The following is a 24,957-nucleotide window of genomic DNA, read 5'->3' on the forward strand; positions in this document are numbered from 1 at the left end:
TTGATCTACAAACTGACTGTTGCCCTGTTACTGGTGCTTGTGGGCGCTCTTTGCCACGCAGCTGAGACCAACACAATACCACTTGAACTGACCGATAGTCTGTCAGGAGAGCCGGTCGCCGATGCCGTGGTGATTCTGGAAGACGGCCCCTCGGAGCCCCCTGTAGAGGCTGAAATTGTTCAGAAAAACCGTAATTTTTACCCCCACACATTGATCATACCCAAACACTCCAGGGTGGATTTTCCCAACCAGGACAACACTCAGCACCACGTCTACTCGTTCTCACCCGCCAAGGCCTTCAACATAGAGCTTTACGCCGGACGACCGACAGAACCGGTTGTCTTCAACAAAACCGGTGTGGTGGAAATTGGCTGCAACATTCATGATCATATGCAGGCTTTTATCCTGATTACCGACAGCGCACCCTCCGGCCGAACCGATGAACAAGGCCGATTGACGGTCGAGATTCCACCGTCGGTAGACGATGATTCCGGCAAAATCGAGCTCCTGGTATGGCACCCGCGACTAACAGACAACACCCGTATGGCCCGTTTCACTATTGAGCAGCCGTCTTCAGGATCGCTTGAACTTTCGGTGGAATTGTCCCCGGAGCCCGCGAGTGATGACAGGCTGGATGGCCTGCAAGAACGTTTCCGGGAGCTTTGATGGCGGTCACTAGCCGAATAGGGTTTCGTGGACGTTTGGTGACCGTCATGGTCACCATGGTTGCCATCGTCAGCCTGAGCATCGGTGCGCTGCTAATGCTTTACCTGTTCGAGGATGAGAAAGCACGTGCACTTGAGCAACTGAGTCTCGGTGAGCAAGTTGCGGAGGAAGTGCTTGAGCGCCGCACCAGCCTGATTCTGTCCCGGCTGGACGTTGTAGTCCGCGATTTCGGCTTTCGCTCCGCCGTCGCCAGTGGGGACCGCGCCACCACAGACAGCGCACTGACCAATCAGGCCCAAAGGGTAAATGCCGATTTCGCCGTCTTGCTTGGCAGCGACGGGAGTATCCTTGCCGACACCGATGGACTGCCCGAGGCGTTTACCAACAGCCCGCTGGTTACAGAAATGCTTTCCAAGGCGCGACAAACAGGCTTTGCCAGCCAGATGAGCGTTTTCGGTGCAGACGGTTTTGAACTGCTCACCATCCCAGTGGAAGCACCCGGATTAAGGGCATGGCTGATTGCCGGTTTTAGCGTCAATGGTGATCTTACCGACATCATCGGTCAACTCAGCGGAACCGAGGTGTTGTTCAGGGCCTTCTCCGGCGAGGACCATGGCTATCAGATTCTTACCGATCCAGGTTCCATCAACCTGTCCAGGCTGGATGAACTGAACAATGCCATGGCCAGGACCTCCGACGAGAATCAGTTTCTCGAAAGTACACACTATTTTACCCGCATCAAAAACCTGACCGGAAACGAAATGCCGGCCCTGCAGCTGCTGCTGTTGATCAACCGCGATGCCCGTCTGAGCAATTACTATGAGCGCGCTTGGGAGATTCTGCTTCTGGTCAGTGCCGTTCTTGCGCTGGCGGCCCTGATTGCGCTCATTATCGCTCGCAACATGGGGCGGCCAGTCCTGCAACTGGCCGACTATGCCAAGGCCATCGGTGATGGCGACACGCCTACACCTCCCCACATTCGCGCCGGAGGCGAACTGGCCGAATTGCGCAGGGCGCTTGGCGACATGCTGAGCAAACTACGGGACCGCGAAGAGCAGATACACTACGCCGCCAGCCACGACGAGATTACCGGGCTACCTAATCGCAACGCCTTCCTGTCGCGCCTGCGGGAACAGTTCAACAGCAACCGCCCCTGCAGCCTGATGGGCTTGCGCCTCAATGATATTTCTGACGTCAATGACACCCTTGGGCTTGAATTCGGAGACAAGGTTCTGCGTTCGGTGTCGACACGGCTGGAGGAAGCATTGCCCGGCAGCTCATCGCTGGCAAGGACTGGCGGCGCCGAATTCCTGATGATGGTCGCGCCCCAGTCGCAATCCGAGCTTGACAAGCTTGCCATGAAACTCAGCAAAATTGTGGAGTCTCCCTTATTCATTGACAACACTCCGTTCTCCCTTCGCTGCACCATGGTGACGCTACAGCTCCCCCAGGACGCCATCGATACCGACCAGGTTCGCAGGCGACTGAACCTGACCTTCGAGCAGGCACAGAAAAGCCGGCTGCCCGTCACCCACTATCAGCCAGGACACGATGAGAACCACCTGCGGGAGCTTCAGCTGATCTCTGATCTGCATCACGCCATTGCCAGCAACGGCTTGCACATGAACTACCAGCCCAAACTTGACATGGCATCTGCCAGTTTCTATCAGGCTGAAGCACTGGTGCGATGGATTCACCCAGACCTGGGCTTCATTTCCCCGGAAGAGTTTATTTTCCTGGCAGAACAATCCGGCCAGATCACCGACCTGACCCGGCATATCCTCCGCCGTGTGGCCAACGACGCGGGCAAGTGGCACGCCGCGGGCCTGAATATCGGTGTTGCCATTAACCTGTCGGCGCTGGACCTGACCCGCCCGGAATTGGCCCGGGAAGTTGCCGAGGCGTTTACCCAATGGCAGTTACCCATGTCCAGCATCACCCTGGAAGTAACCGAAAGTGCCCTGATGGAAGACCCAGAAACAGCCTTTGAAACTCTGCGACGCCTGCGCCAACTAGGTGTGACGTTATCGGTGGATGATTTCGGTACCGGCTATTCCTCGCTGTCACAGTTGCGCAAGCTGCCGGTGCAGGAACTGAAGATCGACAAATCCTTCGTCCTGCGCCTGAACACTGAGCCGCAGGATCAGCTCATCGTTCGCTCCACCATCGATATGGCCCATGGCCTGGGGTTGAGGGTCGTCGCGGAAGGGATCGAAAACGTCGAAAGCTGGGCATTACTGCGGGATTGGGGCTGCGAAAGCGGTCAGGGGTTTTTCCTCAGCCGGCCCGTCGGTGTGGGTGACCTACAAGATACGGAAAAGTCGCTGGCGAACCGTCAGCAGGAACTCAGAGACACAGGAGAAACCACGTCATGACATGTATGGCCAGGGTATTCAGCACCGGTTTACTGGCATTACTGATATCAGCAAACCTGTCTGCGGACACTGGCAGCCGATTGTGGGCCACCGGCGGGGTTACCTCTGTCGAGGGCGGCGCAGGTGGCGGCCTCTCCCCCTGGGCCCTGCTTGGCGGGTATGCCAGCGATGAGGAGTGGGGAGGCACGCTAACGCTATCCCGCGCCGAAACTGACGACTACACGCTTTCAGTTGTCGGGGCGGGCGTCACCTGGAACAATCGTGTCGAGCTGACGCTGGCACGCCAGACCCTCGACCTGGACAGCCTGGTGTTCACCCTGAAAAACGGCTTTGGCCTAGAAGAGGACGAACTGGTGCAGGACGTTTTCGGGCTCAAAGTAAGGCTCGCCGGCGATGCCCTATACAGCCCATGGGGGCAATGGTCAGCCGGCCTTCTGCACAAACGCAACCGCGAATTCACCGTACCCGACGCCATCGGCGCTGAAGACGACAGCGGCACCGATGTCTACGTTAGTGGCAGCAAACTCTTCTTCGCGGCGGTGATGGATCGCAATCTGCTGGTCAACGCCACCGTCCGCGGTACCAAGGCCAATCAGGGCGGGCTATTAGGTTTCGGCGGCGACCGCAACGACAGCTACGAGGCGATGTTTGAAGGCAGCGTCGGGTTGTTTGTGACCCGCCAGTGGCTGGTGGGTACCGAATACCGCCAGAAACCGGACAATCTGGGTTTCGCCACCGAGGACGACTGGTGGGATGTCTTCGTTGCCTGGGTACCCGACCGGCGCTTGTCGGTCACGGCGGCCCTGGTCAATCTTGGTGACGTTGCCACCCTGGAAGACCAGCGCGGCGCCTACCTTTCACTGCAGGCCAGTTTCTGACAACCCGGGAGATCATTATGAAACATTCTGTCATCATCTTGGTTCTATTACCTCTTCTGGCTCTCTCCGGTTGCCAGGCCATGGTTGAAACCAACCAACAGAATTCTGCTCTCTACCAACAGCTCGGCGAACGTTCCGGCATTGCCGATATCGTCGAAGATCTGCTCTACCGGATTGTCGAGGACGAGCGTATCAACGACCAGTTTCGTGGCATTGACGTACGCCAGTTCCACACCAACCTGACGGACCAACTCTGTGAACTCAGTGGTGGCCCGTGCACTTATTCCGGGCGCGGAATGCGCGAAAGCCACGCCGATATGAACGTGACGGACACCCAGTTCAATGCCCTGGCTGAGAACCTCATACTGGCCATGGAAGAAAACGGCATACCCACAGGCGCACAGAACCGGCTGATCAAAAAGCTGGTGCCGCTTTACCCCCAGATCCGCAACCTTTGAGCCGGGCGACAAACCGGTTAAGCTTGCCCGCTGACCGATAAACCTTTCCTGACGGGAGATAAACCTTGCTCGACAACGCGGATCTGGGAAAACTGATTGTTCGACTGACCCTGGGCGGACTATTGCTGTTTCATGGCATCGCCAAGCTGTTCCATGGCGTGGGCTTCATCGAAGGCCAACTGGCCAGCCATGGAATTCCCGCCTTTTTCGCGTGGGGCGTGTTCATTGGTGAGTTGCTGGCACCACTGATGGTGATCCTGGGTTACCAGACCCGTATCGGCGCGTTACTCATCGCCTTCAACATGCTGGTGGCCATTGCTCTGGTACACAGCCATGAACTGATGGCACTGGGCAATAACGGCGGCTGGGCACTCGAACTGCAGGGCTTCTTCCTGTTCATTGCCATTGCCGTTGTTTTTCTTGGACCGGGCCGCTACAAGCTCAAGAACTGACCGTTCGAGTAGCCACCGGTCGCGTGTAACTAACTACGCATGGAGACAGGTACGATGACCGATAAAAAGTCAGAGCTCCGCCCAGGCCGGTACCGACACTATAAGGGCAGGGACTATGACGTCATCGGTGTGGCCCGCCACAGCGAAACCGAAGAGCCGATGGTCGTTTACCGCTGCCTGTACGGTGACTACAGCCTATGGGTACGACCGTTGGCGATGTTCCAGGAGACAGTGGAAGTCGCTGGCGAGGATGTTCCCCGGTTTACCTACGTGGCTGACGATCGCCCGTAAGCACGATTTTTGACTGCAGCACGCGTTTCCGGCACATTAGCGCGCTTTCCTTAACCGCCCCACCTCAGGGGCGCTGAAAGCCATTCCCGACATCCCGGAGTTTGCCATGAATGCCGTTGTTGCTGCGGTAGTAATCATGCTCGTGCTGAGCTTGTGCCGCATCCACGTTGTTGTTGCCCTGATCATCGGTGCCGTCGCCGGCGGACTGATCAGCGGCCTGTCACTGGACGCCACTATTGCCGCGTTTAACGAGGGCCTGGGGGGCGGCGCCACCGTCGCCCTGTCCTACGCCACCCTCGGTGCCTTCGCCGTTGCCATCGGCAAATCCGGCCTCGCCCATGCCCTGGCCGACAAAGCCCTGAACCTGGTGGGCCGGCAGGATGACGGCAAGGCCGCTGGCGGAATCCGCCTGCTGATCGTTGGCCTGCTGCTGGCCATCGCCATGTCGTCCCAGAATATCCTGCCGATTCACATCGCTTTCATCCCATTGGTGGTGCCCCCGCTGCTGTATGTGATGGCCAAACTGAACATGGACCGACGCCTGGTGGCCTGCGTGCTGACGTTCGGCCTGATCACACCCTACATGTTCCTCCCGGTAGGCTTTGGCGGTATCTACCTGAATGAAATCCTGCTGGCGAATGTCGGTGAGAACGGCATCGACGCCACGGACCTCAATGTCATGTCCGCCATGGCCCTGCCCGCACTTGGCATGCTCTGTGGTCTTCTCGTTGCCGTCTTTTTCAGCTACCGCGGCGAGCGCCACTACAACCTGGACGCCATTGCCCGCACCGAGCGGGTGGATGTGACCTACAACGGCGGCACGCTGCTCATGGCCCTGGTCGCCATCGTGGCGGCGTTCGTGGTGCAGCTATGGCTGGGTTCCATGATCCTCGGGGCATTGGCGGGCTTTGTACTGTTCAACCTGTCCGGCGTGGTGAAATGGAAAGAAGCCGACGACCTGTTCACCGAAGGCATGAAAATGCTGGCAATGATCGGCTTCATCATGATCGCCGCCTCAGGCTTTGCAGAGGTCATGCGCGAAACCGGCGACATCGCCACTCTGGTGGAAGGCTCCGTCTCCACCATCGGCGACAACAAAGCCCTGGCCGCCCTGCTGATGCTGGTCGTCGGCCTGCTGATCACCATGGGCATCGGTTCGTCGTTCTCCACCATCCCCATCATCGCCGCCCTCTATGTCCCGCTGGCCCTGGAACTGGGCTTCAGCCCCCTGGCCATCGTGGCCCTGGTCGGCACCGCCGGCGCCCTGGGCGATGCCGGTTCCCCTGCATCGGACTCCACCCTCGGCCCCACCGCCGGCCTTAACGTCGATGGCCAGCACAACCACATCTGGGATACGGTGGTGCCGACGTTCCTGCACTACAACCTGCCGTTGTTGGGCTTTGGGTGGTTGGCGGCTATGGTTCTTTGAGGCTGGGAGTTGCCTGCTTTTTTGTAGCCTGCTGGTTTGTGGGGGCCTGGACGGCGTCGTGGTGCTTTCTTCTGGGAAAAAGAACTCGCTGCGCTCAGACACCTTTTTCCCGGCAGAAAGCACCCCAACACCCTCCGGTTTAAACCACAGAGGTATCGCATTGAAATACAATCAAGTGCTGTGTGTGCTCGGCGATACTCTGGTGGTTCCTTCGTGAGGGGGTAGGGGGATTTTTACTCGCCAGAAATGGGTGTCTGAGCGCAGCGAGTTCCATTTCAAGAGTAAAAACTCCCCCTGCCCCCTCGCAGCCCCAATCCAAGCAGGCTACAAAAAGAGGCCAAACTCCCAAGTGTTAGTCGTCCTTGGAAGAAAAGAACACCACCTGCTTAACGGTATGATCGTCTTCGTTGCCGAGCTTGTTCACCCGGGTTTCCAGTTCGGGATTAGTCGGCTCCGGGGTATCCGACACCGCATCCGTGAAACCGCAGGCCACGCACTCGCGAACCTGATCATCGTCGTCGGTGGTAAACATCATGATTTTGTCCATCTCCGCACAGCGGGGACAGACGGCGCCGGCGATAAAACGTTTGGGGGTCGCCATGGTTAAAACTCCAACAATTCCAGAACCCGGCCAGCCACAACACTGACCGGGTGATATCGGCTTAGGCCGCGTCTTCGGTGATACCCGTCTGTTTCAGCAGGGCACCCACCTCCGGTTCACGACCACGGAACGCCTTGAACAATTCCATCGGCTCCTGGGAGCCGCCTTTTTCCAGGATGTTCTGCAGGAACGCCTTGCCGGTTTGCGGATCGAAGATACCCTTCTCCTCGAACAGCGAAAACGCGTCCGCCGCCAGCACCTCGGCCCATTTGTAGCTGTAATAGCCCGCGGCGTAACCGCCGGCGAAGATATGGGAGAAGCTGTTGGGGAAACGGTTGAATGACGGTGCTTCCACCACAGCGATTTCGCTCCGTACCGTACGATGCATGTCCAGCGGGTTGGTGGGGGCGTCCGGGGTGAATTCCGCGTGCAGGCGGAAGTCGAACAACGAGAACTCCAGCTGTCGCACCATCGCCATGCCGGACTGGAAGTTCTTGGCGGCCAGAAGTTTTTGCAGCAGGTCGTCTGGCAGCGGTTCACCGGTTTCATGGTGCGACGCGATCAGGGCCAGGGACTCCGGGTTCCAGCACCAGTTTTCCAGGAACTGGCTGGGCAGCTCCACCGCGTCCCAGGCAACGCCGTTAATACCGGATACGTCCAGCACATCCACCTGGGTCAGCATGTGGTGCAGGCCGTGGCCGAACTCGTGGAACAGCGTAGTGACCTCGTCGTGGGTCAGCAGCGACGGCTTGCCGTTCACCGGCGGCGTGAAGTTACAGGTCAGGAAGGCCACTGGCAGTTGCAGCTGGCCGCGCAGGTTGCGCCAACGCACCCGGCAGTCCGCCATCCAGGCGCCGCCACGCTTGCCCTGGCGGGCGTACAGATCAAGGTAAAACCAGGCCAGGGGCTCGCCATTGCGGCTGATGCAATAGGCCGTGGCATCCGGATGCCAGGTTTCCACGTCCGGTTTGGCTTCAATCTGCACGTCGAACAGTTTCTCGGCCACGGCGAACAGGCCGGGCACCACTTTGTTCACCGGGAACCAGGGACGCAAGGTTTCCGGGGAGATGTCATACCTTTCCTGGCGCAGTTTTTCGCTGTAATAGCCAATGTCCCAGGCCTGTAGGTCGTCGACATCGTGGGTGTCTTTGGCGAACGCCTTCAACTCGGCAAATTCCCGCTCGGCAATGGGCTTTGACTTGGCCGCCAGCTGGTTCAGGAAGTCCAGCACTTCGTCGACATTGCGGGCCATCTTGGTCGCCAGCGAGCGCTCAGCGTAGTTGTCGAAGCCGAGCAGATTCGCCATGGCATGACGACGCTTGAGGATTTCCGCCATCACCGGCGTGTTGTCCCAGGTGCCGGCATCCGGGCCCATGTCAGACGCTCTGGTCACAAAGGCTTCGTAGACTTCACGACGCAGGTCGCGGTTGTCACCGTAGGTCATCACCGGGTAGAAACTGGGAAAATCCAGGGTAATCACATAGCCGTCCAGATCCTTCTGTTGCGCTGCCTGCCTGGCGCCATCGAGCGCGGTCTCAGGAACACCCGCAAGCTCCTCCACATCGGTGATGTGTTTGAACCAGTGTTGGGTGGCATCCAGAACATTGTCACTGAAGCGGTTGGACAGCTCCGACAGCTCCATCGACAAATTGGCGTACTGCTCCTTCTTTTCCTGGGGCAGATCGACACCACCGAGGTGGAAATCCCGCAGGGTGTTGTCCACGGATTTACGCTGGGCTTCGCTGAGTTCGTTGAACTGGTCGCTTGCTGCCAGCTTCTTGTAAGCCTCGCAGAGTTCTGCATTCTGGCTCAGCTCGGTGCTGTACTCAGTGAGCTTTTCCAGGCAGTTCTTGTACACCTTGCGCAGGTCGTCACTGTTCATCACACCGTTCAGGTGGGAAATCACGGACCAGGCTCTTTCCAGCCGGTCTTCGGTTGCCTGCATCGGTTGCGCCAGGGTTTCCCACGAAGGTTCGTCCTGTTGCGCCAGCTGTGAGATTTTCACGCGGTTCTCGCTGAGAATCTGGTCAATTGCCGGTTCCATGTGTTCGGTGCGAACATGGTCAAACTTGGGCAACAGGTCGTCAGTCAATAACGGGTTATTCATAAGTCCCCTTCTCAGCCTTTAATTTGTCAGGTAGCTTCGAGTATTCAACATCGGGAAAGGCACCTGTGGGGAAGCCTTTCCAAAACACGCTCCTTCGGCACATCCATGTGACGCTTGGACTTCGCCATCCATGGCTCCGTACAGTTTTGGAAAGGCTTCCCCACAGGTGCCCCGAACCTTCGGGTAAACACCATATAGGTATATGTAATGTCGAATGTACGAACACTCAAGGGTAACACGCCACAATTTGGAGAACGCGCCTGGATTGATCCCGGTGCGGTGGTCATTGGGGATGTCCAGACAGGGGATGACGTCTCCATCTGGCCGATGACGGTGGTGCGCGGTGACATGCACAAAATCCGCATCGGCAACCGCTGCAGCATCCAGGATGGGTCGGTGCTGCATATCACTCATGCCAGTGACTATAACCCCGGCGGCTATCCACTTCTGATCGGGGATGACGTGACCGTTGGCCACAAGGCGCTGCTGCATGGCTGTACGATTGGCAATCGGGTGCTGGTGGGCATGGGCTGCATCATCATGGACGGCGCCGTGGTGGAGGACGAAGTGATTGTCGCCGCAGGCTGCCTGGTGCCGCCGGGCAAAACCCTGGAGTCCGGTTACCTGTATGTAGGCTCACCCTGCAAACAGGCCCGGGCGTTGTCGGATCAGGAAAAGACCTTCTTCAAGTACACCGCGGCCAATTACGTCAAACTCAAGGACGACTACCTGAATGAGGTTTAATCCGGTGCTCCGATCCGAAGCCGCCAGCGCCGACGTATCTACCAGTGACGACGCCATGTCCTGAAGAGTGGCGGCTATTGGTCACCCCTTAGAAGGGATCTGTGCTTGACGCGACTCCTGTTCACGACGGTTTTGCTTAACGCCCTGTTTCTGGCGTTACTGATACCTCATTACCCATGGATCCCGTGGATTGCGGCTGAGGCTGTTTTGTTGTGCGGGCTATTCGCATTACTGCCAGATGGCGCCGGCAAGCGTCTCTGTGCGGCCTTTGTCGGTGGGCTTTACGGCATGCTGGCATTCTTTGCGCTGAGCGACCTTGTGGTCCGTGAAAGCCTTGGACGGCCTTTCAACCTCTATCTCGAACTCGGCGTGGCAGGCCCGGTTTTCGACCAGATGCACGGCAATTTGGGAATCCCACTGTCGTTGGCACTCGTCGCTCTGGTCCTGGCAACGCTTTTGGGACTGGCAACCTGTGTCAGCCGATTATTGCTCCGTACAGGGTCCGGCGTCCCACGCCGCGCGGCAATGACACTTACTGCCCTGGGTGTTGTCACATTGGGTATCTCTCTCATCTCGCAGCCGTTCGTGGGCCTCAGTGCCGCCCGCACCGCAGCTCACCAGGTCAGGCTGGCCATTGACACCCACCAGTCGACAGCATCGTTCCGACAACATCTGGAGGATAATTCGGCCGCTGTCCAGTCCACGCCGCTGGCAGGGTTGGGGGAAACCGACGTCATACTGGGTTTCATTGAATCCTATGGCATTTCCGCGGTTGCTGACACTCGTTACGGTCCGCTGATCCGACCTCGTCTGACGCAAATGGAACAGACACTGGCCGACGCCGGTCTTCACATCGTCACGGGCCGCTTGCGCTCCCCGGTTCAGGGTGGCCAATCCTGGCTGGCTCACACCACGTTGCTCAGCGGGCAATGGATCGATACCCAACTCGACTACGACATCTTTCTCGCCAGTGACTACCCCACGCTGATTGATGACCTGGGCGCTACCGGACACGATACCGTCGCGGTTATGCCCGCTATCACCAGCGATTGGCCGGAAGGGCGTGCGTTTGGCTATAACCGCATATACCACTCCACCACCATGGACTACCGCGGGCCGGCCCTGAACTGGGTCACCATGCCGGACCAGTACACCTGGTCATGGTTCCAGCGCCAGATTCGGGAGCGCGCCGATCATAGCCCGGTGTTCGCTGAGGTGGCACTGATCAGCAGCCATGCGCCATGGGTCCCAATACTTCCGGTTCTGGACGATTGGGACAGCATTGGCAACGGAGAAATCTTTGACCGCTGGGAAGGTGTCGGCGAAGCACCCGCGAGCCTGTGGCGGGATCCCGAGCGCGTACGCGATCACTACGCCCGTTCGCTGGATTATGCGCTGAACGTGGCCACTGAATACGCCAAACGCCATGTGGATAACAAAACCCTGCTGGTGCTGACAGGCGACCATCAGGCGGCCCCTTTGATCACCGGCGACGACGCCAGCCGCGACGTCATTGTTCATGTGATCAGCGCCGACCCCAATATGCTGGCACCGTTTGTTGGCGGCGGTGATCAGGAAGGCTTACGCGGATTCCGGTGGGGCGCGCACCCCCACTCGGATCAGCAGGGGCCTTCAATGGCCAGCTTCAGGCCCTTTCTTCATCAGGCTTTCAGCCCGCCCCGCATCCCGGTAAAAACTTCTGCTTCAGACACTATTGAAAAATAAGCAATCGATCCTACATTCGAAAATAGCAGAGGTTCACGGAAAACCATCCGGCTGGCGCCACCGGTATGGAGCTGTTCCGCGAGCGAAGCTGACATCAACGTGTGATTTCAGATTCGTAGGAGGGGTTTCATATGACCAACATTACTCGCTGGAATCCGGTCAACGAGTTCGAAGACCTGATTAACCGCTACAACCGCTACTTCGGCCTTGCCCGTAGCAATGGCGAGCGTGAGGGTAAAGACCTGTTCAGCCGCAGCGACTGGGCACCGGCGGTGGATATCCGGGAAACACCGGAAGCGTTTCACATTGAGGCGGAACTGCCGGGCATGTCAAAGGATGATGTAAAAGTCACCGTGCAGGATGGAGTGTTGAGCATCCGGGGTGAGCGCAAGCAAGAGGAAGAAACCAGCGACAGCAAGCACCACCGCGTGGAGCGAATCTATGGCAGCTTCCTGCGCCGGTTCACCCTGCCGGAGAATGTGGATGAAAACAATATCCAGGCCAACTTCAGGGATGGCATCCTTTCGCTGACGTTAACCAAGGCCGAGCCTGCCGAACCCAAGGCTATTGAGGTGGACGTCCAGTAAACCGGCGGGCCGCCAATGGCAGAGCCGGGGCTCAGCTCCCGGCCTCTGCCGTTGTTTTTGCGCCGGCTTTCCGAAGTGTCTCTGCGTATGCAGTGCTACGACGGTGCCGCGACACCAGGTCCAGTATGGTCTCACCGTTTTCATCGACTGCATTGAGATCCCGACCCGCTTCCACGAAGAAACCGACGAAACGGTCAAAGTCTTCGGCAATCATCGCCTGGTAGGCCTTGATCAGGGCGTTGAAGTCAGAATTGATATTGCTGTCGTACGGCGTAATGGCCAGGAAGCTCTTTACCCGCTCATCACTCCATTCCTCACCAATCACTTTCGGTTTGTCAGGTCCGCTCATAATCTCTCTCTGGCCTTTTTGTTACAGCTTTTACAGCAAATAGTTACGACGAATGTATTCGCGTTTGGCCGCACAGTATAAAGATCTAAAAGCGTCGGGGTTATATAAATTGACTATGAGGAGCTTCCCGGCAGGCATATGCGAACGTCACGAGTTAATTTCCACCGGTAACTGGTCCGTTTCCACGCTGTCGTCACATTGCGGGTTGCGGATGGCGATCTCCACCCTCCGGTTCTTGGCCCGGTTCTCCGGGCTGTCGTTGGGCACCAGCGGGTTGGTTTCCGCCCGGCCCGCCGCGACGACCCGCTCCGCCGGCACTTGACGATTCATTACCAGCTCGTGAACCACCGACACGGCACGTGCAGCAGACAGGTCCCAGTTGGAGCGATAGCGGCCACTGGCTATCGGGCGGTCGTCCGTGTAACCCGCGACCAGAACGTCACCGGTACAACCAGACAGTACCTCTACCACCCGCTCAATGATCGGCACCATTCCCGGCTTGATCGCCGCTTCTCCGGAGCGGAACGTGGCTTCCTCCGAAAACCGGATCACCACCCGGCTTTCATCGTAGTTGACGCTCAGTGCCTCCGAAGCCACTTCCGGTTCAAGCTCTTGGATCATTCGGCTGGCCAGATCGATCACACCCGCCGGAATTTTGGTCGGGGCATCCGCTTCCGCGCGTTCATCAATAAATTCGGGCTCGTCGGTCGCGGTCTCCATTGGCTCCGGAAGGGAAACCGTATCCGACTCAATCAGTGTCAGCGGCGAGCCCCCCACAGCATCACCAAGCACCTGGTTGCTGCCGAAAGCCACCGCCATGGAATTGGCCATGGCACGGTACTTCTCAACATCCATTTCCGCGAAGGACAGCAACAGGATAAAAAACGTCAGCAGCAGGGTGGCCAGATCGGCAAAGGTGACGATCCAGGCCGGGGAGCCACGGCCATGCTTCTTCTTTTTGACGGGCTGGCGAACCACCAAAACCTATGCCTCCCGCTCCGGCGCAAGACCATTGCGATGCTCCGGCGTTACAAAGGAAGACAGCAGTTCGGTCATCACCCGGGGATTCTCGCCGCGCATGATCGTGCGCATCGACGTGGTGATCAGTACCTGGTTACGCGCCTCATCTTCGGCCTTGAGCTGCAGCTTGTCGGCCAGGGGCAGGGCGATCAGCTGGGCGATGAAGGCGCCATAAAGCGTGGTCAGCAGGGCGATCGCCATGGCCGGGCCAATGGAGGACGGGTCATCGAGGGTGTTGAGCATCTGCACCAGGCCTACGAGTGTACCCAGCATACCGATGGCCGGGGCGGATTCACCAATACCGCGAAATACCCGTTCGGAGACTTCGTAACGTTCGGCCGTCTGCTGGGTTTCCTGGGCCAGAGCTTCTTCAACCAGCTCCGGCGGGTGGCCGTCCACGCAAAGATTGATGGCTTTCTGCAGGAACTCGTTATTGGTGGTGTGGTTTTCCAGGCCCAGAATACCTTCCTTGCGAACGACGAGAGCCAATGTGCCAACTTCGCGGATCAACTCCGCCGGCCGTTCGACGCGATCCTTGAATGCCGCTGAAAACGCCAGCCTGAAAGCACTCATCACCGAAGGCAGACGGAACTTGATGAGGGTGACGGCAAAAGTGCCACCCAGCACAATCGCCAGCCCCGGAAGGTTGAAAAAGGTCAGTATCGACGCGTTGGCCAGCATCGCAAGTAATACAATCAGTACACCTGCCACCAGCCCGACAAGGGTGAGTATATCCATCAGAGACCTTAAATCAGCGATTAATCAACGATCTTCGGAAACCGTTTACACCTGCGAAGCATAGCCCATTCATCCCGGTTGGGCTCAGCCGTTTCGCAATTCTTCAATCACCGGGCGGGTGTCCGGGGTTTTTCCACGCCATATCCGGAACGACTCCGCCGCCTGTTCCACCAGCATGCCCAGGCCGTCAAACACCCGGGTGGCTCCCTGGTCCAGTGCCCACTGGTTGAACGTGGTGGTCTGCAGAGAATACATCATGTCGTAGATCACCGTGTCGGCACCGATCACACTTGCGGAAACTGGTGGCAAATCTCCCTGCAGGCTGGCACTGGTGCCATTGATGATAACGTCGAAAGCGTCGGCGGGCTGCTCAAACCCACAGGCCTCCAGGTGCGTATCGCCGGCCACGGATTCAAAGAAACTGACCAGGCTCTCGGCTTTTACCAAGGTGCGGTTGGCAATCGTCAGGGCGGCGGGTTCTTCAGCAAGAATCGGCCCCAGGACACCACGGACGGCCCCGCCGGCGCCCAACACCAGCAGGCGTTTACCCGCCAGGCGAACGCCATGGTTGACCATCAGGTCGGTAACCAGCCCTTTGCCATCGGTGTTATCAGCGGTAAGTGAGCCTTTACTGTCTTTGTAGAGCGTGTTCGCCGCACCCGCTCGCTCGGCGCGCTGAGTGCGCAGCTCCGCCAACTGCCAGGCCTGCTCCTTGAAAGGGACGGTGATATTCAATCCCTTGCCACCGCGTTCGAAAAAGCCTTTGACGGTACCCACGAAATCGTCTTCCGGCGCCTGTATGGCCGTGTACTCCAGCTGCTCGCCGGTCTGGCGGGCAAACAGGTTATGAATGCGTGGGGATTTGCTGTGACTTATAGGGTTGCCCACTACGGCGTAAAGATCGTTATGCATCGACACTCTCCCGGCAATCCTCCCGCCAATCCCCCAGCCAGTCCCGTTCAGTGAGAAAATAATCCGTCAACCGGGCCTCTTCCGAGCCGGGCACTGGCACGAAGGCATACTCCCAGCGCACCAGAGGAGGCAGCGACATCAGGATGGACTCGGTGCGGCCACCGGACTGCAGGCCAAACAGGGTGCCCCGGTCATACACCAGGTTGAACTCCACGTAACGGCCGCGGCGATATAGCTGGAAATCACGCTCGCGCTCGCCCCAGTCCATCGCTTTTCGGCGCGCGACAATGGGCTCATAGGCATCGATGAAGCTGTCGCCAACTGACTGCATCAAGGCAAAATCACGACCAAAGTCCCCGGTATTGTGGTCGTCGAAAAACAACCCTCCCACGCCCCGGGGCTCGTCCCGGTGCTTGAGGTAGAAATAGTTGTCACACCAGTGCTTGTACTCGCGATAAAGTTGGTCGCCGAAAGGATCACAGGCGGCTTTCGCGACCCGGTGCCAATGGACGCAATCCTCGTCGAAGCCGTAATAGGGCGTAAGATCATAGCCCCCGCCAAACCAATAGACCGGCTCTGCATCCTCAGGGGTCGCAACGAAGAAACGGACGTTGGCGTGGGACGTGGGTACGTAGGGGTTCAAAGGGTGCATGACCAGAGACACCCCCATGGCTTGCCAGGGCGCACCCGCCAGGTGGGGCCGATGCGCGGTGGCTGACGCGGGCATGGTCTCGCCCATCACATGGGAGAAGTTCACGCCGCCTTTCTCGAACACCCCACCGTCGCTGATCACCCGGCTGATGCCGCCTCCGCCTTCGGGCCGATCCCAGGTATCGGTTTCAAAAACGCCCCTGCCATCGACCGCTGCCAGCCGTTCGCAGATCCGATCCTGCAGGCCAAGCAGGTACTGCTTCACGGCATGGGGTTCGGGGTGCTGAATAGGATGCTGAGACATGGGAACTCCTAGCGCAGTTGCTTTCCGCTGACGATATCGATGATACGGCTTGGTTGACGGTTACCGCCCAGTTCTCCCGGCACCAACCAGTCCAGTTCACCCTCAAAGTAACGACGCACCTGCCAGGAGGTCCGGGCCGGCTGGCGTCCTGCCGGGTTACAGGAGGTCGAGACCAGGGGAAAGCCGGCCGCCTCGCACAGGGCGCGCACAACCGGATGGTCACTGACCCTGACAGCAATGGAGCTGTGACGCCCCCGAACCTGTTGTGGGACTTGCTGGCGGACATCCGGCAGAAGACAGGTGACCGGGCCGGGCCAATGACTCATCGCCTGGTGCTGTTGCTCCTTCGGCAACGGGTCGAGCAGAAACCGTATCTGATCGACAGACGACGCCACAAGGATCAGTCCTTTCTCCATCGGACGCTGCTTTAGCGACAGGACTCGTTCAACGGCTTCCTGATCCCAGGGATCACAACCCAGGCCCCAAACGGCTTCCGTGGGATAGGCAATGACACCGCCACCCAAAACGGTGCGGCGGGCGCAGTGAAGGTGCCAGTCGGACAAAGGTTGTTGTGGTGATTTCATGAAGTCTTCAAGTCTTTATACGTGGCTCAGCCAATCCGTTGAAACCCTCCCGGTGCAGAATCCACCAACCCCTGTAACTCCAGGAGAAGCAGCGACTGCATCAACTGATCGGCGGGAAGGCCGGTCACTGAACACAGATCATCGGTTGATTGCGGATCATACCCTAAAGCCTCCAGCACCGCGATTTCCCGAGAGTCCAGGCCTTCGATCGCTGGCCTTTTCATGACCACCGAAGAGGGATCGCCCTCGTTCTGGCCCGTCCACCAGCCGCCCAGTTCCTCACAGATATCGTCCACGGTTTCTACCAGCTTCGCACCCTGGCGTATCAGGTGATGGCAACCACGAGCCAGGGGATTGTGGACCGAGCCGGGAATGGCAAACACCTCCCGCCCCTGTTCCAGCGCCAGGCGGGCGGTGATCAGGGAACCGCTTTTGAGTCCCGCCTCTACCACCAGGATGCCGCGACTAAGGCCGCTGATAATCCGGTTTCGGCGGGGAAAGTGGCCCGCCTTGGCGGACGTGCCCGGCGGGTATTCGGACACAATCACCCCCTCACCGGCAATACGCTCACTGAGCGTGCGGTGACGATAGGGGTAGGGTTTATCAACACCATTGCCAATTACCGCGACGGTCGGGAAGCCGGCATCCAGGGCGCCGGCATGGGCGGCGCCGTCCACCCCCAGAGCCAACCCGCTGGTCACCAGCAAACCTTTCTGACCCAGCGCCGCAGCAAAGGAACGGGCGTGCTCCAGCCCGGCCCGGGTGGCGTTGCGGCTACCCACAATACCGATCTGCTCGCGCCCCAGCAGGGAGCGATCGCCGCGCACATAGAGTACCAGTGGCCCGTCGTGAATATGCCTGAGAGGCTCGGGGTAGTCAGCATCAGCCATGGTCACGATGGCCGTGCCGGTCCTCAGGCAATTCCGGTATATGTCATCGGCGCTGGCGACCACAGGGTGGGCGCTATCCTGCCGGCGCCATGCCTCAAGAGCATCGATCGTTTCAGCCGCCAAACCCAGGGCTTTCAGCGTGGCCGCATTGTGGGTCAGTAGTTGCTCGAACTCCGGGAGTTGTTCGAGGATCGCCTGCTGACGACGGGCTCCGAATTTCGGCAGACAGGACAGGAATATCCAGAATCCGTGTTCCGACTGGTACAGGTTCGGGACAGACAGGGGGGCGGTAGAGAGGGGCATGGCATCCTTCCGTGGATCAGGGTTGGGTATCGGGGCTTGCCTTCCTGGCAGGCCGTAGGTGAATTATGCCATAAAAAAAGGAGCCGGCGATGCGGCTCCCTTTCTACGGACGTTGTACGTTGTGATCAGCTCAGGGGTTAGTGACCTTGTCACCCACCGACAACGGACGGGTGGCCTGCAGGATCAGGCCATAGCTCATTTTCTCGTAGGTCTGGAACACCATCATCAGCCCGGCACGCTCGGAGGGCAGTTCGATGGTTTCATTGGTGACCGGGTCCCGAACCAGGTTGCCACTTTTCAGCACGGCCATGACATTGCCCGGCTTCAGGCCTTCCCGTTGACCGCGGTTGATAGCCACCACGTCAAACTGCCCGATCTGGCTGACTCCACCATCGACCGAGATCATCTGGGCCTCGATGTCACTGTCGGGAGAACTGGGCACAAAACTGGTGGTGATGCGACGCTCTTCGCCCACCAGCAGACGGTCCCCGATGCGAACTTCTTCATTGGACTGCTTCAGTCGGAGTGTCAGAACGTCTTTATTCTCGGCAATGACTTCACCGCGGGCAATACTCCGGGCCTCAAGGCCAAGGAACTCGCCGGTTTCCGGGTCGCGGAATTCCTTGCTGCGGCGGAATACGCCCACGTTGTCGGCCGGCTTCTCACCACGGGCGTAAATCCGATCACCCGCGCCGGTGATAATCCGGCCGTCCTCGCCCTCCAGCACGTAAGGCGCTCCATTCAGCGCCTCAACGTCAACGATGCGCGTGTCGGTCAGGAAACTGCTGATCGCATCCAGGGGAATGGCGGGAATCGGCGTGTCGATGGGCTCAGAACGCACTTTTGGTGACAGCTTCACCACCCGATCACTGGAAACCTTGGTAACACGCGGCTTGCCGTCAATATAGACCAGCGCCAGCTCGTCACCCGGATAAATAAGGTGTGGGTTTGCAACCTGTGGATTAACGTGCCAGATTTCCGGCCAGTACCAGGGGTTATTCAGGAAGCGGGCGGAAATATCCCACAGGGTGTCACCCTTCACGACAGTGTAACGCTCGGGATGATCGGACCTCAGTTCCGGGGCGGCGTGGGCCCAGGAAGTTAGCAGCAGCATGCTTGCTGCCAGAGCGTACAGCAGTTTCCTCATTGTTTAAGTCCTTGATCGCGTGCCTTGAATCGATAGATTCTGTTCTTGGTATGCAGCCGGTACTCTGCCTTTTATACCACTACTATAGAAGATGTCTCGCAAATTGTGATGTTATCTTTTGTTCTTCCAGTAAATTCTACGCTAGGGTCGAAAGCTTTTGACTATCAACTGATCAGTTTGTACTCAATGAGCGAGTTGAGGGATAATAGCACCATAAACGGCAACAACCCGTTGAAACCGGCTCTTTCATCCCGATCATAATAGTCACGGGATGGAAAAATGCGCAGTACGCTGTCGCATTTCGGAGACAGTATTCACACCGTTACAAAAGATAACGGTGAAAGCCAGAATCAGACACCAAAAGTACGAGCGCCATGATACTAGATATTCTCGAATACCCGGACCCCCGCTTGCGCACCCTTGCCAAGCCCGTGGACGAGGTGACAGACGAGACCCGCAAGCTGATCGACGACATGTTCGAGACCATGTACGATGCGCCCGGCATTGGCCTGGCAGCCACCCAGGTCAACGTGCATAAGCAGATCATCGTCATGGATCTGTCCGAAGACAAAAGTGAACCGCGGGTATTCATCAACCCGGAAGTGGACGTGCTTGAGGGTGAGCTTGAGGAGATGCAGGAAGGCTGCCTGTCGGTGCCGGGTTTCTACGAGGACGTCTCCCGTATTGAACACTGCATGATCAGGGCCATTGGCCGTGACGGCAAACCGTTTGAACTGGAAGCCCGCGGCCTGTTGGCGGTGTGTATCCAGCATGAGATGGATCACCTCAACGGCAAGCTGTTTGTGGACTACCTGAGTTCACTGAAGCGCACCCGTATTCGCAAGAAACTGGAAAAGCTTCACAAGAAAAGCGCCTGAAGCCGCCAAAACAGCGTAAATCGGGACCGGGTGAAAACCCGGTCTTTTCGTATTCAACGGACCAGGAAGCGATACCCGTGCGACTTGTTTTTGCCGGCACCCCTGAATTCGCAGCCACCGCACTGAAAGCAGTGCTCACGACCCATCACCAGGTGGTTGGCGTGTACTCCCAACCCGACCGGCCCGCTGGCCGTGGCCGCAAACTGACACCCAGCCCGGTCAAACAGGTTGCTGTTGAGGCGGGCATTCCCGTGTTCCAACCAGAGTCCCTGAAATCGCCCGAAGCGCAGGAACAGCTGCGCAGCCTTAACGCAGACGTGATGATAGTCGCTGCCTACGGCCTGATTCTGCCACAGGCTGTACTGGATCTCCCTCGTCACGGCTGCCTGAACATCCATGCTTCGTTGCTGCCTCGCTGGCGCGGTGCCGCACCTATTCAGCGTGCGATTGCCGCGGGTGACCGGGAAACCGGTATTACCATCATGCAGATGGACGCTGGCCTGGACACCGGCGCAATGCTGCTGAAAGCCATTACCCCGATCGAAGACGCCGATACCGGCGGCAGCCTTCATGACCGGCTGGCGGGCCTGGGTGGCGAAGCCATTGTCAAGGCGCTGGAGCAGCTTGAAAAAGGCGAGCTGCAGGGCGAAATCCAGGACGAGGCCCGGGCCTGCTATGCCCGTAAACTCAGCAAGGAAGAAGGGCACATCGACTGGACCCGGGACGCCCCCGCCATCAGCCGGCTGATTCGTGCCTTTAATCCCTGGCCGGGCACCTACACCGACCTGGAGGACCTGCGCATCCGCATTCATCAGGCGGAGATTCTGGACGACACCAGCGACAAACACCCGGGTACGGTGATCCGCCGCGACCGGACAGGGATCGACATTGCCTGCGGCCTGGAATCCCTGAGGATCACCCGTTTGCAGTTGTCCGGCTCGCGGCCACAATCGGTGAACGACCTGATCAACGGCGGCAAGGACATACTGATGCCCGGCCAGGAGCTGAACTGAATGAGCCAGCAGGGCCAGCCACTGCGGGCGGTTGCTGCCCGAGTGTTGCAATCCGTTGAGAACGGCCAGTCGCTGTCCCAATGCCTGCCCCACGCCATGGGTGATGTGGCAGACAACGAACGGCCACCACTACAGGCACTGTGTTACGGCACCTGCCGCTGGTTTCACCGGCTTGATGGCGAACTACAGACGCGCCTGAAAAAACCGCTGCGCAAATCCGACCGGGTGGTCCATCACCTGATGCTGGTGGCACTGTTCCAGCTTCGCTTCAGCCAGCAGGCCACCTACGCGATTCTGAATGAAACCGTGGAAGCCTGCCGCGCCCTCGACAAACCGCATCTGACAGGGCTGGTGAACGGCGTTCTGCGGGCTGCGGAGCGGGAAGGGGAACCGCCCCTTGCCGACGAAGCGGGTCGTTTCAGCCATCCTCCCTGGATGCTTGAAAAGCTGCGCCATAACTGGCCCCACGACTGGCAGGCCATTCTCGAAACCAATAACACCCAGGCCCCCATGACCCTGCGGGTGAACGCCCTGCGCTTCAGCCGCGACGACTACCTGCAGCTGCTGTCCGATGCCGGCATCGACGCCAAAGCCACCCTGTTCGCGCCCCACGGCATCCAACTGACCGCCCCGGTGCCGGTAGACCTCCTGCCCTGGTTTTCCGAAGGCGCGGTCAGTGTGCAGGACGAAGCAGCCCAGCTCTGCACCACCCTGATGGACCTGGCGCCCGGCCAACGGGTATTGGATGCCTGTGCCGCACCGGGAGGCAAAACCTGCGCTATCCTTGAAAGCTGTGGGCAACTGGAAGAAGTGGTCGCTATCGACGAATCCGCTGATCGACTGCCTCGGGTGCAGGAAAACCTGGAACGGCTGGACCTCGTGGCGACACTGAAACAGGCCGATGCCGCAGATATTGACCAGTGGTGGGACCGGAAGCCGTTCGATCGCATCCTGCTCGACGTGCCCTGCAGCGCCACCGGCGTGATTCGCCGCCATCCGGACATCAAGCTGCTGCGCCGGGAATCAGACATTGTCCCGCTCGCCAGCATTCAGTTGGGCCTGCTGGAGTCGATGTGGCAAGTGCTCGCGCCCGGAGGGCGCCTGGTCTATGCCACCTGTTCGGTGTTTCCGCAGGAGAATCACCGTATAATTCGTCGATTCCTGAAACAGCAGGACAACGCTGCCCTGGTGGAGCCTGACGTCCTTTGGGGGCGCGATATGGAAACCGGCCGCCAGATGCTGCCCGTTCCCGAAAGCCACGATGGATTTTTCTACGCTGTGCTGGAGAAACCCGAACCATGAAAATCCTGATTCTCGGTGCCGGCCAGGTGGGCGGGACCCTGGCAGAAAACCTTGCCAACGAAGCCAACGACATCACCGTGATCGACAGTGACAGTACCCGCCTGCGGGAGCTTCAGGATCGCCTGGATATTCGGACTGTCCAGGGCATGGCCTCCTTCCCCACGGTTCTGCGTCAGGCGGGCGCTGAAGATGGCGACATGGTCATCGCCGTGACCAACAGCGATGAGGTCAACATGGTGGCCTGCCAGGTCTCCAAGCTGTTGTACAAAACCCCGACAACCATCTGCCGGGTCAGGGCCAACGCCTACCTGGCAAAACCGGAACTGTTCTACCAGCGGGATCAGAAAAAGGATCTGGACAGCCTGCGGGGTTTCCCCATAGATGTTCTGATCAGCCCGGAGCACCTGGTCACCAAGCACATTACACGACTGATCGAATACCCCGGCGCCCTGCAGGTACTGGAATTTTCCAAGGGACTTGTTCAGCTGGTCGCCATTCGGGCGACGGAAGGCGGCCCACTGGTTGGCCACGAGTTGTCGTACCTGCGCAGCCATATGCCCAAAATCGAAACACGGGTCGCCGCCATTTTCAGGAAGGACCGTGCGATCATGCCTCAGGGGGATACGGTGATCGAAGACGGCGACGAGGTCTTCTTCATCGCTGCCTCCGACCATATCCGCTCGGTAATGAGCGAGTTGCAGCCACTGGAGAAGCCCTACAAGCGCATCTTTATCTGTGGCGGTGGCAACATCGGCCAGCGCCTGGCCCATACCCTCGAATCCCGCTACCAGGTGAAACTTCTGGAACGGGACCACGAACGTTGCGTGATGCTGTCCGAGAACCTTCGTAAAACCGTGGTGCTGGAGGGCAACGCCGCCAACAAGGACATTCTGCTGGAAGAAAACATCGAAAATACCGATGTCTTCTGTGCGGTCACCAACGATGATGAAGCCAACATCATGGCGTCACTGCTGGCCAAACGTCTGGGTGCCCGCAAGGTACTGACGCTGATCAACAACCCGGACTATGTTGACCTGATCCAGGGTGGCGACATTGATGTCGCTATTTCGCCCCAGCAAACGACCATTGGCAGTCTGCTCACCCACATTCGCCGTGGGGACGTAGTAAACGTTCACTCACTCCGTAGGGGCGCTGCCGAAGCCATTGAGGCCATCGCCCATGGCGACCACCGGTCCTCCCGGGTAGTGGGTAAGCGGCTTGACGAGATCAACCTGCCGGAAGGCACCACCATCGGCGCCATCGTCCGCCACAGCGAAGTCCTCATCGCCCACGACCACCTGCGGGTACAGCCGGATGACCACGTTATCCTGTTCCTGGTGGACAAGTCGCGGATACGGGATGTGGAGAAACTGTTCCAGGTGGGACTGACGTTCTTCTAGCGCAAAATCAATCGTCTGAACCCAACTTAGAAATACGCGATTGGCAGGCGTATAATGCCCCTTTTTTCGGAGTGCCCCGGCCGAATGCCCGGGCGCCACACACAGACTGACCAGCAGGCAAACGTCGTGACAGACAAGGCAACTTCCGCAAACACGCCGGATATCAAAACCTTCCAGGGCCTCATTCTCGCCCTGCAGAATTTCTGGGCGCAGCACGGCTGCGTAGTCCTACAGCCCCTGGACATGGAAGTGGGTGCCGGCACCTTCCACCCGGCCACCTTCCTGCGCTCCATCGGCCCGGAAACCTGGAACGCCGCCTATGTTCAGCCCAGCCGTCGACCCACCGATGGCCGCTACGGTGAGAACCCCAACCGCCTGCAACATTACTACCAGTTCCAGGTGGTGCTGAAACCGTCTCCGGACAACATTCAGGAGCTGTACCTGGATTCCCTGAAGGCTCTTGGGCTGGATCCACTGGTACACGATATCCGTTTTGTCGAGGACAACTGGGAATCACCGACCCTCGGCGCCTGGGGCCTGGGTTGGGAAATCTGGCTGAACGGCATGGAAGTCACCCAGTTCACCTACTTCCAGCAAGTGGGCGGCCTCGAATGCTACCCCGTTACTGGCGAGCTCACCTACGGGCTTGAGCGCATTGCCATGTACCTGCAGGGCGTGGATAGTGTCTACGACCTGGTGTGGACCGAAGGCCCGGATGGTGTGGTCACCTACGGAGACGTGTTCCATCAGCAGGAGGTGGAGATGTCCACCTACAACTTCGAGCACGCCGACACCGAGTTCCTGTTTCACAGTTTCGATGTACACGAACGCGAGAGCGCGCGCCTGATCGAAGCTGGCCTGGCATTGCCCGCCTATGAGCAGGTGCTCAAGGCTTCACACACTTTCAACCTGCTTGACGCCCGCCACGCCATCTCCGTGACCGAGCGCCAACGCTTTATCCTGCGGGTTCGCACCCTGGCCCGAGCCGTTGCCCAGGCGTATTTCGACAGTCGTCGCAAGCTTGGCTTCCCGCTGGCACCGGACGCCCTGCGCAAAGAGGTACTGGCAGCGACCGAGGCCGCCGCCGAAAAGGCGAACGGCAAGAAGGGTAAGAAAGCGAAAAAAGCTCAGCAGGAACAGGGGAACGCATAAT

The 24,957-nt window shown here is 58.7% G+C and carries 25 protein-coding genes; 15 read left to right on the plus strand and 10 right to left on the minus strand.

Annotated features, from left to right (window positions below):
- From AC13D2_RS19290 to AC13D2_RS19320, 7 genes are all read left to right on the plus strand, one after another.
- Positions 1 to 666, plus strand: a complete 666-nt coding sequence (locus AC13D2_RS19290; RefSeq protein ID WP_300497236.1) for a cupredoxin domain-containing protein — start codon at positions 1 to 3, stop codon at positions 664 to 666.
- A complete protein-coding gene (locus AC13D2_RS19295) occupies positions 666 to 3,041 on the plus strand; it encodes a putative bifunctional diguanylate cyclase/phosphodiesterase (protein ID WP_292049063.1) in 2,376 nt (791 codons plus the stop codon). Before AC13D2_RS19290 ends, AC13D2_RS19295 begins: the two co-directional genes overlap by 1 nt.
- Positions 3,042 to 3,046: 5 nt before the next feature.
- The gene (locus tag AC13D2_RS19300) at positions 3,047 to 3,919 is read left to right on the plus strand and encodes a DUF3034 family protein (protein WP_482939100.1); all 873 of its coding nucleotides are present in this window, start codon (positions 3,047 to 3,049) and stop codon (positions 3,917 to 3,919) included.
- A 17-nt stretch (positions 3,920 to 3,936) separates the two neighbouring features.
- Positions 3,937 to 4,377, plus strand: coding sequence for a group I truncated hemoglobin (locus tag AC13D2_RS19305; RefSeq protein WP_292049067.1), 441 nt, complete (start codon positions 3,937 to 3,939; stop codon positions 4,375 to 4,377).
- Positions 4,378 to 4,442: 65 nt separating this feature from the next.
- Positions 4,443 to 4,829, plus strand: coding sequence for a DoxX family protein (locus tag AC13D2_RS19310; protein WP_292049068.1), 387 nt, complete (start codon positions 4,443 to 4,445; stop codon positions 4,827 to 4,829).
- Positions 4,830 to 4,883: 54 nt separating this feature from the next.
- Entirely contained in the window at positions 4,884 to 5,120 is a 237-nt protein-coding gene (locus AC13D2_RS19315; RefSeq protein WP_292049069.1) for a DUF1653 domain-containing protein, read from the plus strand.
- 106 nt (positions 5,121 to 5,226) lie between these two features.
- The gene (locus tag AC13D2_RS19320) at positions 5,227 to 6,549 is read left to right on the plus strand and encodes a Na+/H+ antiporter family protein (protein ID WP_300497221.1); all 1,323 of its coding nucleotides are present in this window, start codon (positions 5,227 to 5,229) and stop codon (positions 6,547 to 6,549) included.
- A 352-nt stretch (positions 6,550 to 6,901) separates the two neighbouring features.
- Here AC13D2_RS19320 and AC13D2_RS19325 read toward each other — a convergent pair whose 3' ends face one another.
- Both AC13D2_RS19325 and prlC read right to left on the minus strand, forming a co-directional pair.
- The gene (locus AC13D2_RS19325; protein WP_007152953.1) at positions 6,902 to 7,150 is read right to left on the minus strand and encodes a YheV family putative zinc ribbon protein; all 249 of its coding nucleotides are present in this window, start codon (positions 7,148 to 7,150) and stop codon (positions 6,902 to 6,904) included.
- Between the two features lie 61 nt (positions 7,151 to 7,211).
- On the minus strand, positions 7,212 to 9,257 hold the full coding sequence (prlC, locus tag AC13D2_RS19330) for an oligopeptidase A (RefSeq protein ID WP_300497217.1): 2,046 nt from the start codon (positions 9,255 to 9,257) through the stop codon (positions 7,212 to 7,214).
- Positions 9,258 to 9,464: 207 nt separating this feature from the next.
- On the opposite strand from prlC, the gene AC13D2_RS19335 reads away from it, so the two are divergent.
- From AC13D2_RS19335 to AC13D2_RS19345, 3 genes are all read left to right on the plus strand, one after another.
- The gene (locus AC13D2_RS19335; RefSeq protein ID WP_482939046.1) at positions 9,465 to 10,001 is read left to right on the plus strand and encodes a gamma carbonic anhydrase family protein; all 537 of its coding nucleotides are present in this window, start codon (positions 9,465 to 9,467) and stop codon (positions 9,999 to 10,001) included.
- 105 nt (positions 10,002 to 10,106) lie between these two features.
- Positions 10,107 to 11,726, plus strand: a complete 1,620-nt coding sequence (locus tag AC13D2_RS19340; RefSeq protein ID WP_482939047.1) for an alkaline phosphatase family protein — start codon at positions 10,107 to 10,109, stop codon at positions 11,724 to 11,726.
- A gap of 131 nt (positions 11,727 to 11,857) precedes the next feature.
- Positions 11,858 to 12,313, plus strand: a complete 456-nt coding sequence (locus AC13D2_RS19345; protein WP_482939048.1) for an Hsp20/alpha crystallin family protein — start codon at positions 11,858 to 11,860, stop codon at positions 12,311 to 12,313.
- A 31-nt stretch (positions 12,314 to 12,344) separates the two neighbouring features.
- Here AC13D2_RS19345 and AC13D2_RS19350 read toward each other — a convergent pair whose 3' ends face one another.
- From AC13D2_RS19350 to AC13D2_RS19385, 8 genes are all read right to left on the minus strand, one after another.
- Entirely contained in the window at positions 12,345 to 12,662 is a 318-nt protein-coding gene (locus AC13D2_RS19350) for a PA4642 family protein (protein ID WP_292049077.1), read from the minus strand.
- A 147-nt stretch (positions 12,663 to 12,809) separates the two neighbouring features.
- On the minus strand, positions 12,810 to 13,643 hold the full coding sequence (locus tag AC13D2_RS19355) for a flagellar motor protein MotB (protein ID WP_292049078.1): 834 nt from the start codon (positions 13,641 to 13,643) through the stop codon (positions 12,810 to 12,812).
- A 3-nt stretch (positions 13,644 to 13,646) separates the two neighbouring features.
- The gene (locus AC13D2_RS19360; protein WP_007152960.1) at positions 13,647 to 14,420 is read right to left on the minus strand and encodes a motility protein A; all 774 of its coding nucleotides are present in this window, start codon (positions 14,418 to 14,420) and stop codon (positions 13,647 to 13,649) included.
- Between the two features lie 84 nt (positions 14,421 to 14,504).
- Positions 14,505 to 15,332: a shikimate dehydrogenase gene (gene aroE / locus AC13D2_RS19365; protein WP_292049080.1), complete on the minus strand. Its 828-nt coding sequence runs from the start codon at positions 15,330 to 15,332 to the stop codon at positions 14,505 to 14,507.
- Positions 15,325 to 16,287 carry an oxygen-dependent coproporphyrinogen oxidase gene (gene hemF / locus AC13D2_RS19370; protein WP_482939049.1) on the minus strand — a complete coding sequence of 321 codons (963 nt, stop codon included), beginning with the start codon at positions 16,285 to 16,287 and terminating at the stop codon, positions 15,325 to 15,327. Before hemF ends, aroE begins: the two co-directional genes overlap by 8 nt.
- 8 nt (positions 16,288 to 16,295) lie before the next feature.
- On the minus strand, positions 16,296 to 16,871 hold the full coding sequence (gene tsaC / locus AC13D2_RS19375) for an L-threonylcarbamoyladenylate synthase type 1 TsaC (protein ID WP_292049083.1): 576 nt from the start codon (positions 16,869 to 16,871) through the stop codon (positions 16,296 to 16,298).
- A 26-nt stretch (positions 16,872 to 16,897) separates the two neighbouring features.
- Positions 16,898 to 18,064 carry a DNA-processing protein DprA gene (dprA, locus tag AC13D2_RS19380; RefSeq protein WP_292049084.1) on the minus strand — a complete coding sequence of 389 codons (1,167 nt, stop codon included), beginning with the start codon at positions 18,062 to 18,064 and terminating at the stop codon, positions 16,898 to 16,900.
- Between the two features lie 130 nt (positions 18,065 to 18,194).
- Positions 18,195 to 19,211 (minus strand): LysM peptidoglycan-binding domain-containing protein, encoded by a 1,017-nt coding sequence (locus tag AC13D2_RS19385; protein WP_292049085.1) that lies wholly within the window; start codon positions 19,209 to 19,211, stop codon positions 18,195 to 18,197.
- Between the two features lie 374 nt (positions 19,212 to 19,585).
- On the opposite strand from AC13D2_RS19385, the gene def reads away from it, so the two are divergent.
- The 5 genes from def (at position 19,586) to glyQ (ending at position 24,956) form a co-directional block, all read left to right on the plus strand.
- A complete protein-coding gene (def, locus tag AC13D2_RS19390) occupies positions 19,586 to 20,089 on the plus strand; it encodes a peptide deformylase (RefSeq protein WP_482939050.1) in 504 nt (167 codons plus the stop codon).
- A 77-nt stretch (positions 20,090 to 20,166) separates the two neighbouring features.
- A complete protein-coding gene (gene fmt / locus AC13D2_RS19395) occupies positions 20,167 to 21,102 on the plus strand; it encodes a methionyl-tRNA formyltransferase (protein WP_421911719.1) in 936 nt (311 codons plus the stop codon).
- On the plus strand, positions 21,103 to 22,404 hold the full coding sequence (rsmB, locus tag AC13D2_RS19400) for a 16S rRNA (cytosine(967)-C(5))-methyltransferase RsmB (RefSeq protein WP_420390006.1): 1,302 nt from the start codon (positions 21,103 to 21,105) through the stop codon (positions 22,402 to 22,404).
- Positions 22,401 to 23,804, plus strand: coding sequence for a Trk system potassium transporter TrkA (gene trkA, locus AC13D2_RS19405; RefSeq protein ID WP_036211787.1), 1,404 nt, complete (start codon positions 22,401 to 22,403; stop codon positions 23,802 to 23,804). Before rsmB ends, trkA begins: the two co-directional genes overlap by 4 nt.
- A gap of 126 nt (positions 23,805 to 23,930) precedes the next feature.
- Positions 23,931 to 24,956: a glycine--tRNA ligase subunit alpha gene (glyQ, locus tag AC13D2_RS19410; RefSeq protein ID WP_036212087.1), complete on the plus strand. Its 1,026-nt coding sequence runs from the start codon at positions 23,931 to 23,933 to the stop codon at positions 24,954 to 24,956.
- Position 24,957 lies beyond the last annotated feature (1 nt).

The sequence above is a fragment of the Marinobacter sp. B-12 genome, assembly GCF_056857915.1.

Coding starts and splice junctions, on each gene's coding strand:
- AC13D2_RS19295 (WP_292049063.1), top strand. CDS start 666: ATGGCGGTCACTAGCCGAATAGGGTTTCGTGGACGTTTGGTGACCGTC.
- AC13D2_RS19300 (WP_482939100.1), top strand. CDS start 3,047: ATGGCCAGGGTATTCAGCACCGGTTTACTGGCATTACTGATATCAGCA.
- AC13D2_RS19305 (WP_292049067.1), top strand. CDS start 3,937: ATGAAACATTCTGTCATCATCTTGGTTCTATTACCTCTTCTGGCTCTC.
- AC13D2_RS19315 (WP_292049069.1), top strand. CDS start 4,884: ATGACCGATAAAAAGTCAGAGCTCCGCCCAGGCCGGTACCGACACTAT.
- AC13D2_RS19320 (WP_300497221.1), top strand. CDS start 5,227: ATGAATGCCGTTGTTGCTGCGGTAGTAATCATGCTCGTGCTGAGCTTG.
- AC13D2_RS19325 (WP_007152953.1), bottom strand. CDS start 7,150: ATGGCGACCCCCAAACGTTTTATCGCCGGCGCCGTCTGTCCCCGCTGT.
- prlC (WP_300497217.1), bottom strand. CDS start 9,257: ATGAATAACCCGTTATTGACTGACGACCTGTTGCCCAAGTTTGACCAT.
- AC13D2_RS19335 (WP_482939046.1), top strand. CDS start 9,465: ATGTCGAATGTACGAACACTCAAGGGTAACACGCCACAATTTGGAGAA.
- AC13D2_RS19345 (WP_482939048.1), top strand. CDS start 11,858: ATGACCAACATTACTCGCTGGAATCCGGTCAACGAGTTCGAAGACCTG.
- AC13D2_RS19350 (WP_292049077.1), bottom strand. CDS start 12,662: ATGAGCGGACCTGACAAACCGAAAGTGATTGGTGAGGAATGGAGTGAT.
- AC13D2_RS19360 (WP_007152960.1), bottom strand. CDS start 14,420: ATGGATATACTCACCCTTGTCGGGCTGGTGGCAGGTGTACTGATTGTA.
- aroE (WP_292049080.1), bottom strand. CDS start 15,332: ATGCATAACGATCTTTACGCCGTAGTGGGCAACCCTATAAGTCACAGC.
- hemF (WP_482939049.1), bottom strand. CDS start 16,287: ATGTCTCAGCATCCTATTCAGCACCCCGAACCCCATGCCGTGAAGCAG.
- tsaC (WP_292049083.1), bottom strand. CDS start 16,871: ATGAAATCACCACAACAACCTTTGTCCGACTGGCACCTTCACTGCGCC.
- dprA (WP_292049084.1), bottom strand. CDS start 18,064: ATGCCCCTCTCTACCGCCCCCCTGTCTGTCCCGAACCTGTACCAGTCG.
- AC13D2_RS19385 (WP_292049085.1), bottom strand. CDS start 19,211: ATGAGGAAACTGCTGTACGCTCTGGCAGCAAGCATGCTGCTGCTAACT.
- def (WP_482939050.1), top strand. CDS start 19,586: ATGATACTAGATATTCTCGAATACCCGGACCCCCGCTTGCGCACCCTT.
- rsmB (WP_420390006.1), top strand. CDS start 21,103: ATGAGCCAGCAGGGCCAGCCACTGCGGGCGGTTGCTGCCCGAGTGTTG.
- trkA (WP_036211787.1), top strand. CDS start 22,401: ATGAAAATCCTGATTCTCGGTGCCGGCCAGGTGGGCGGGACCCTGGCA.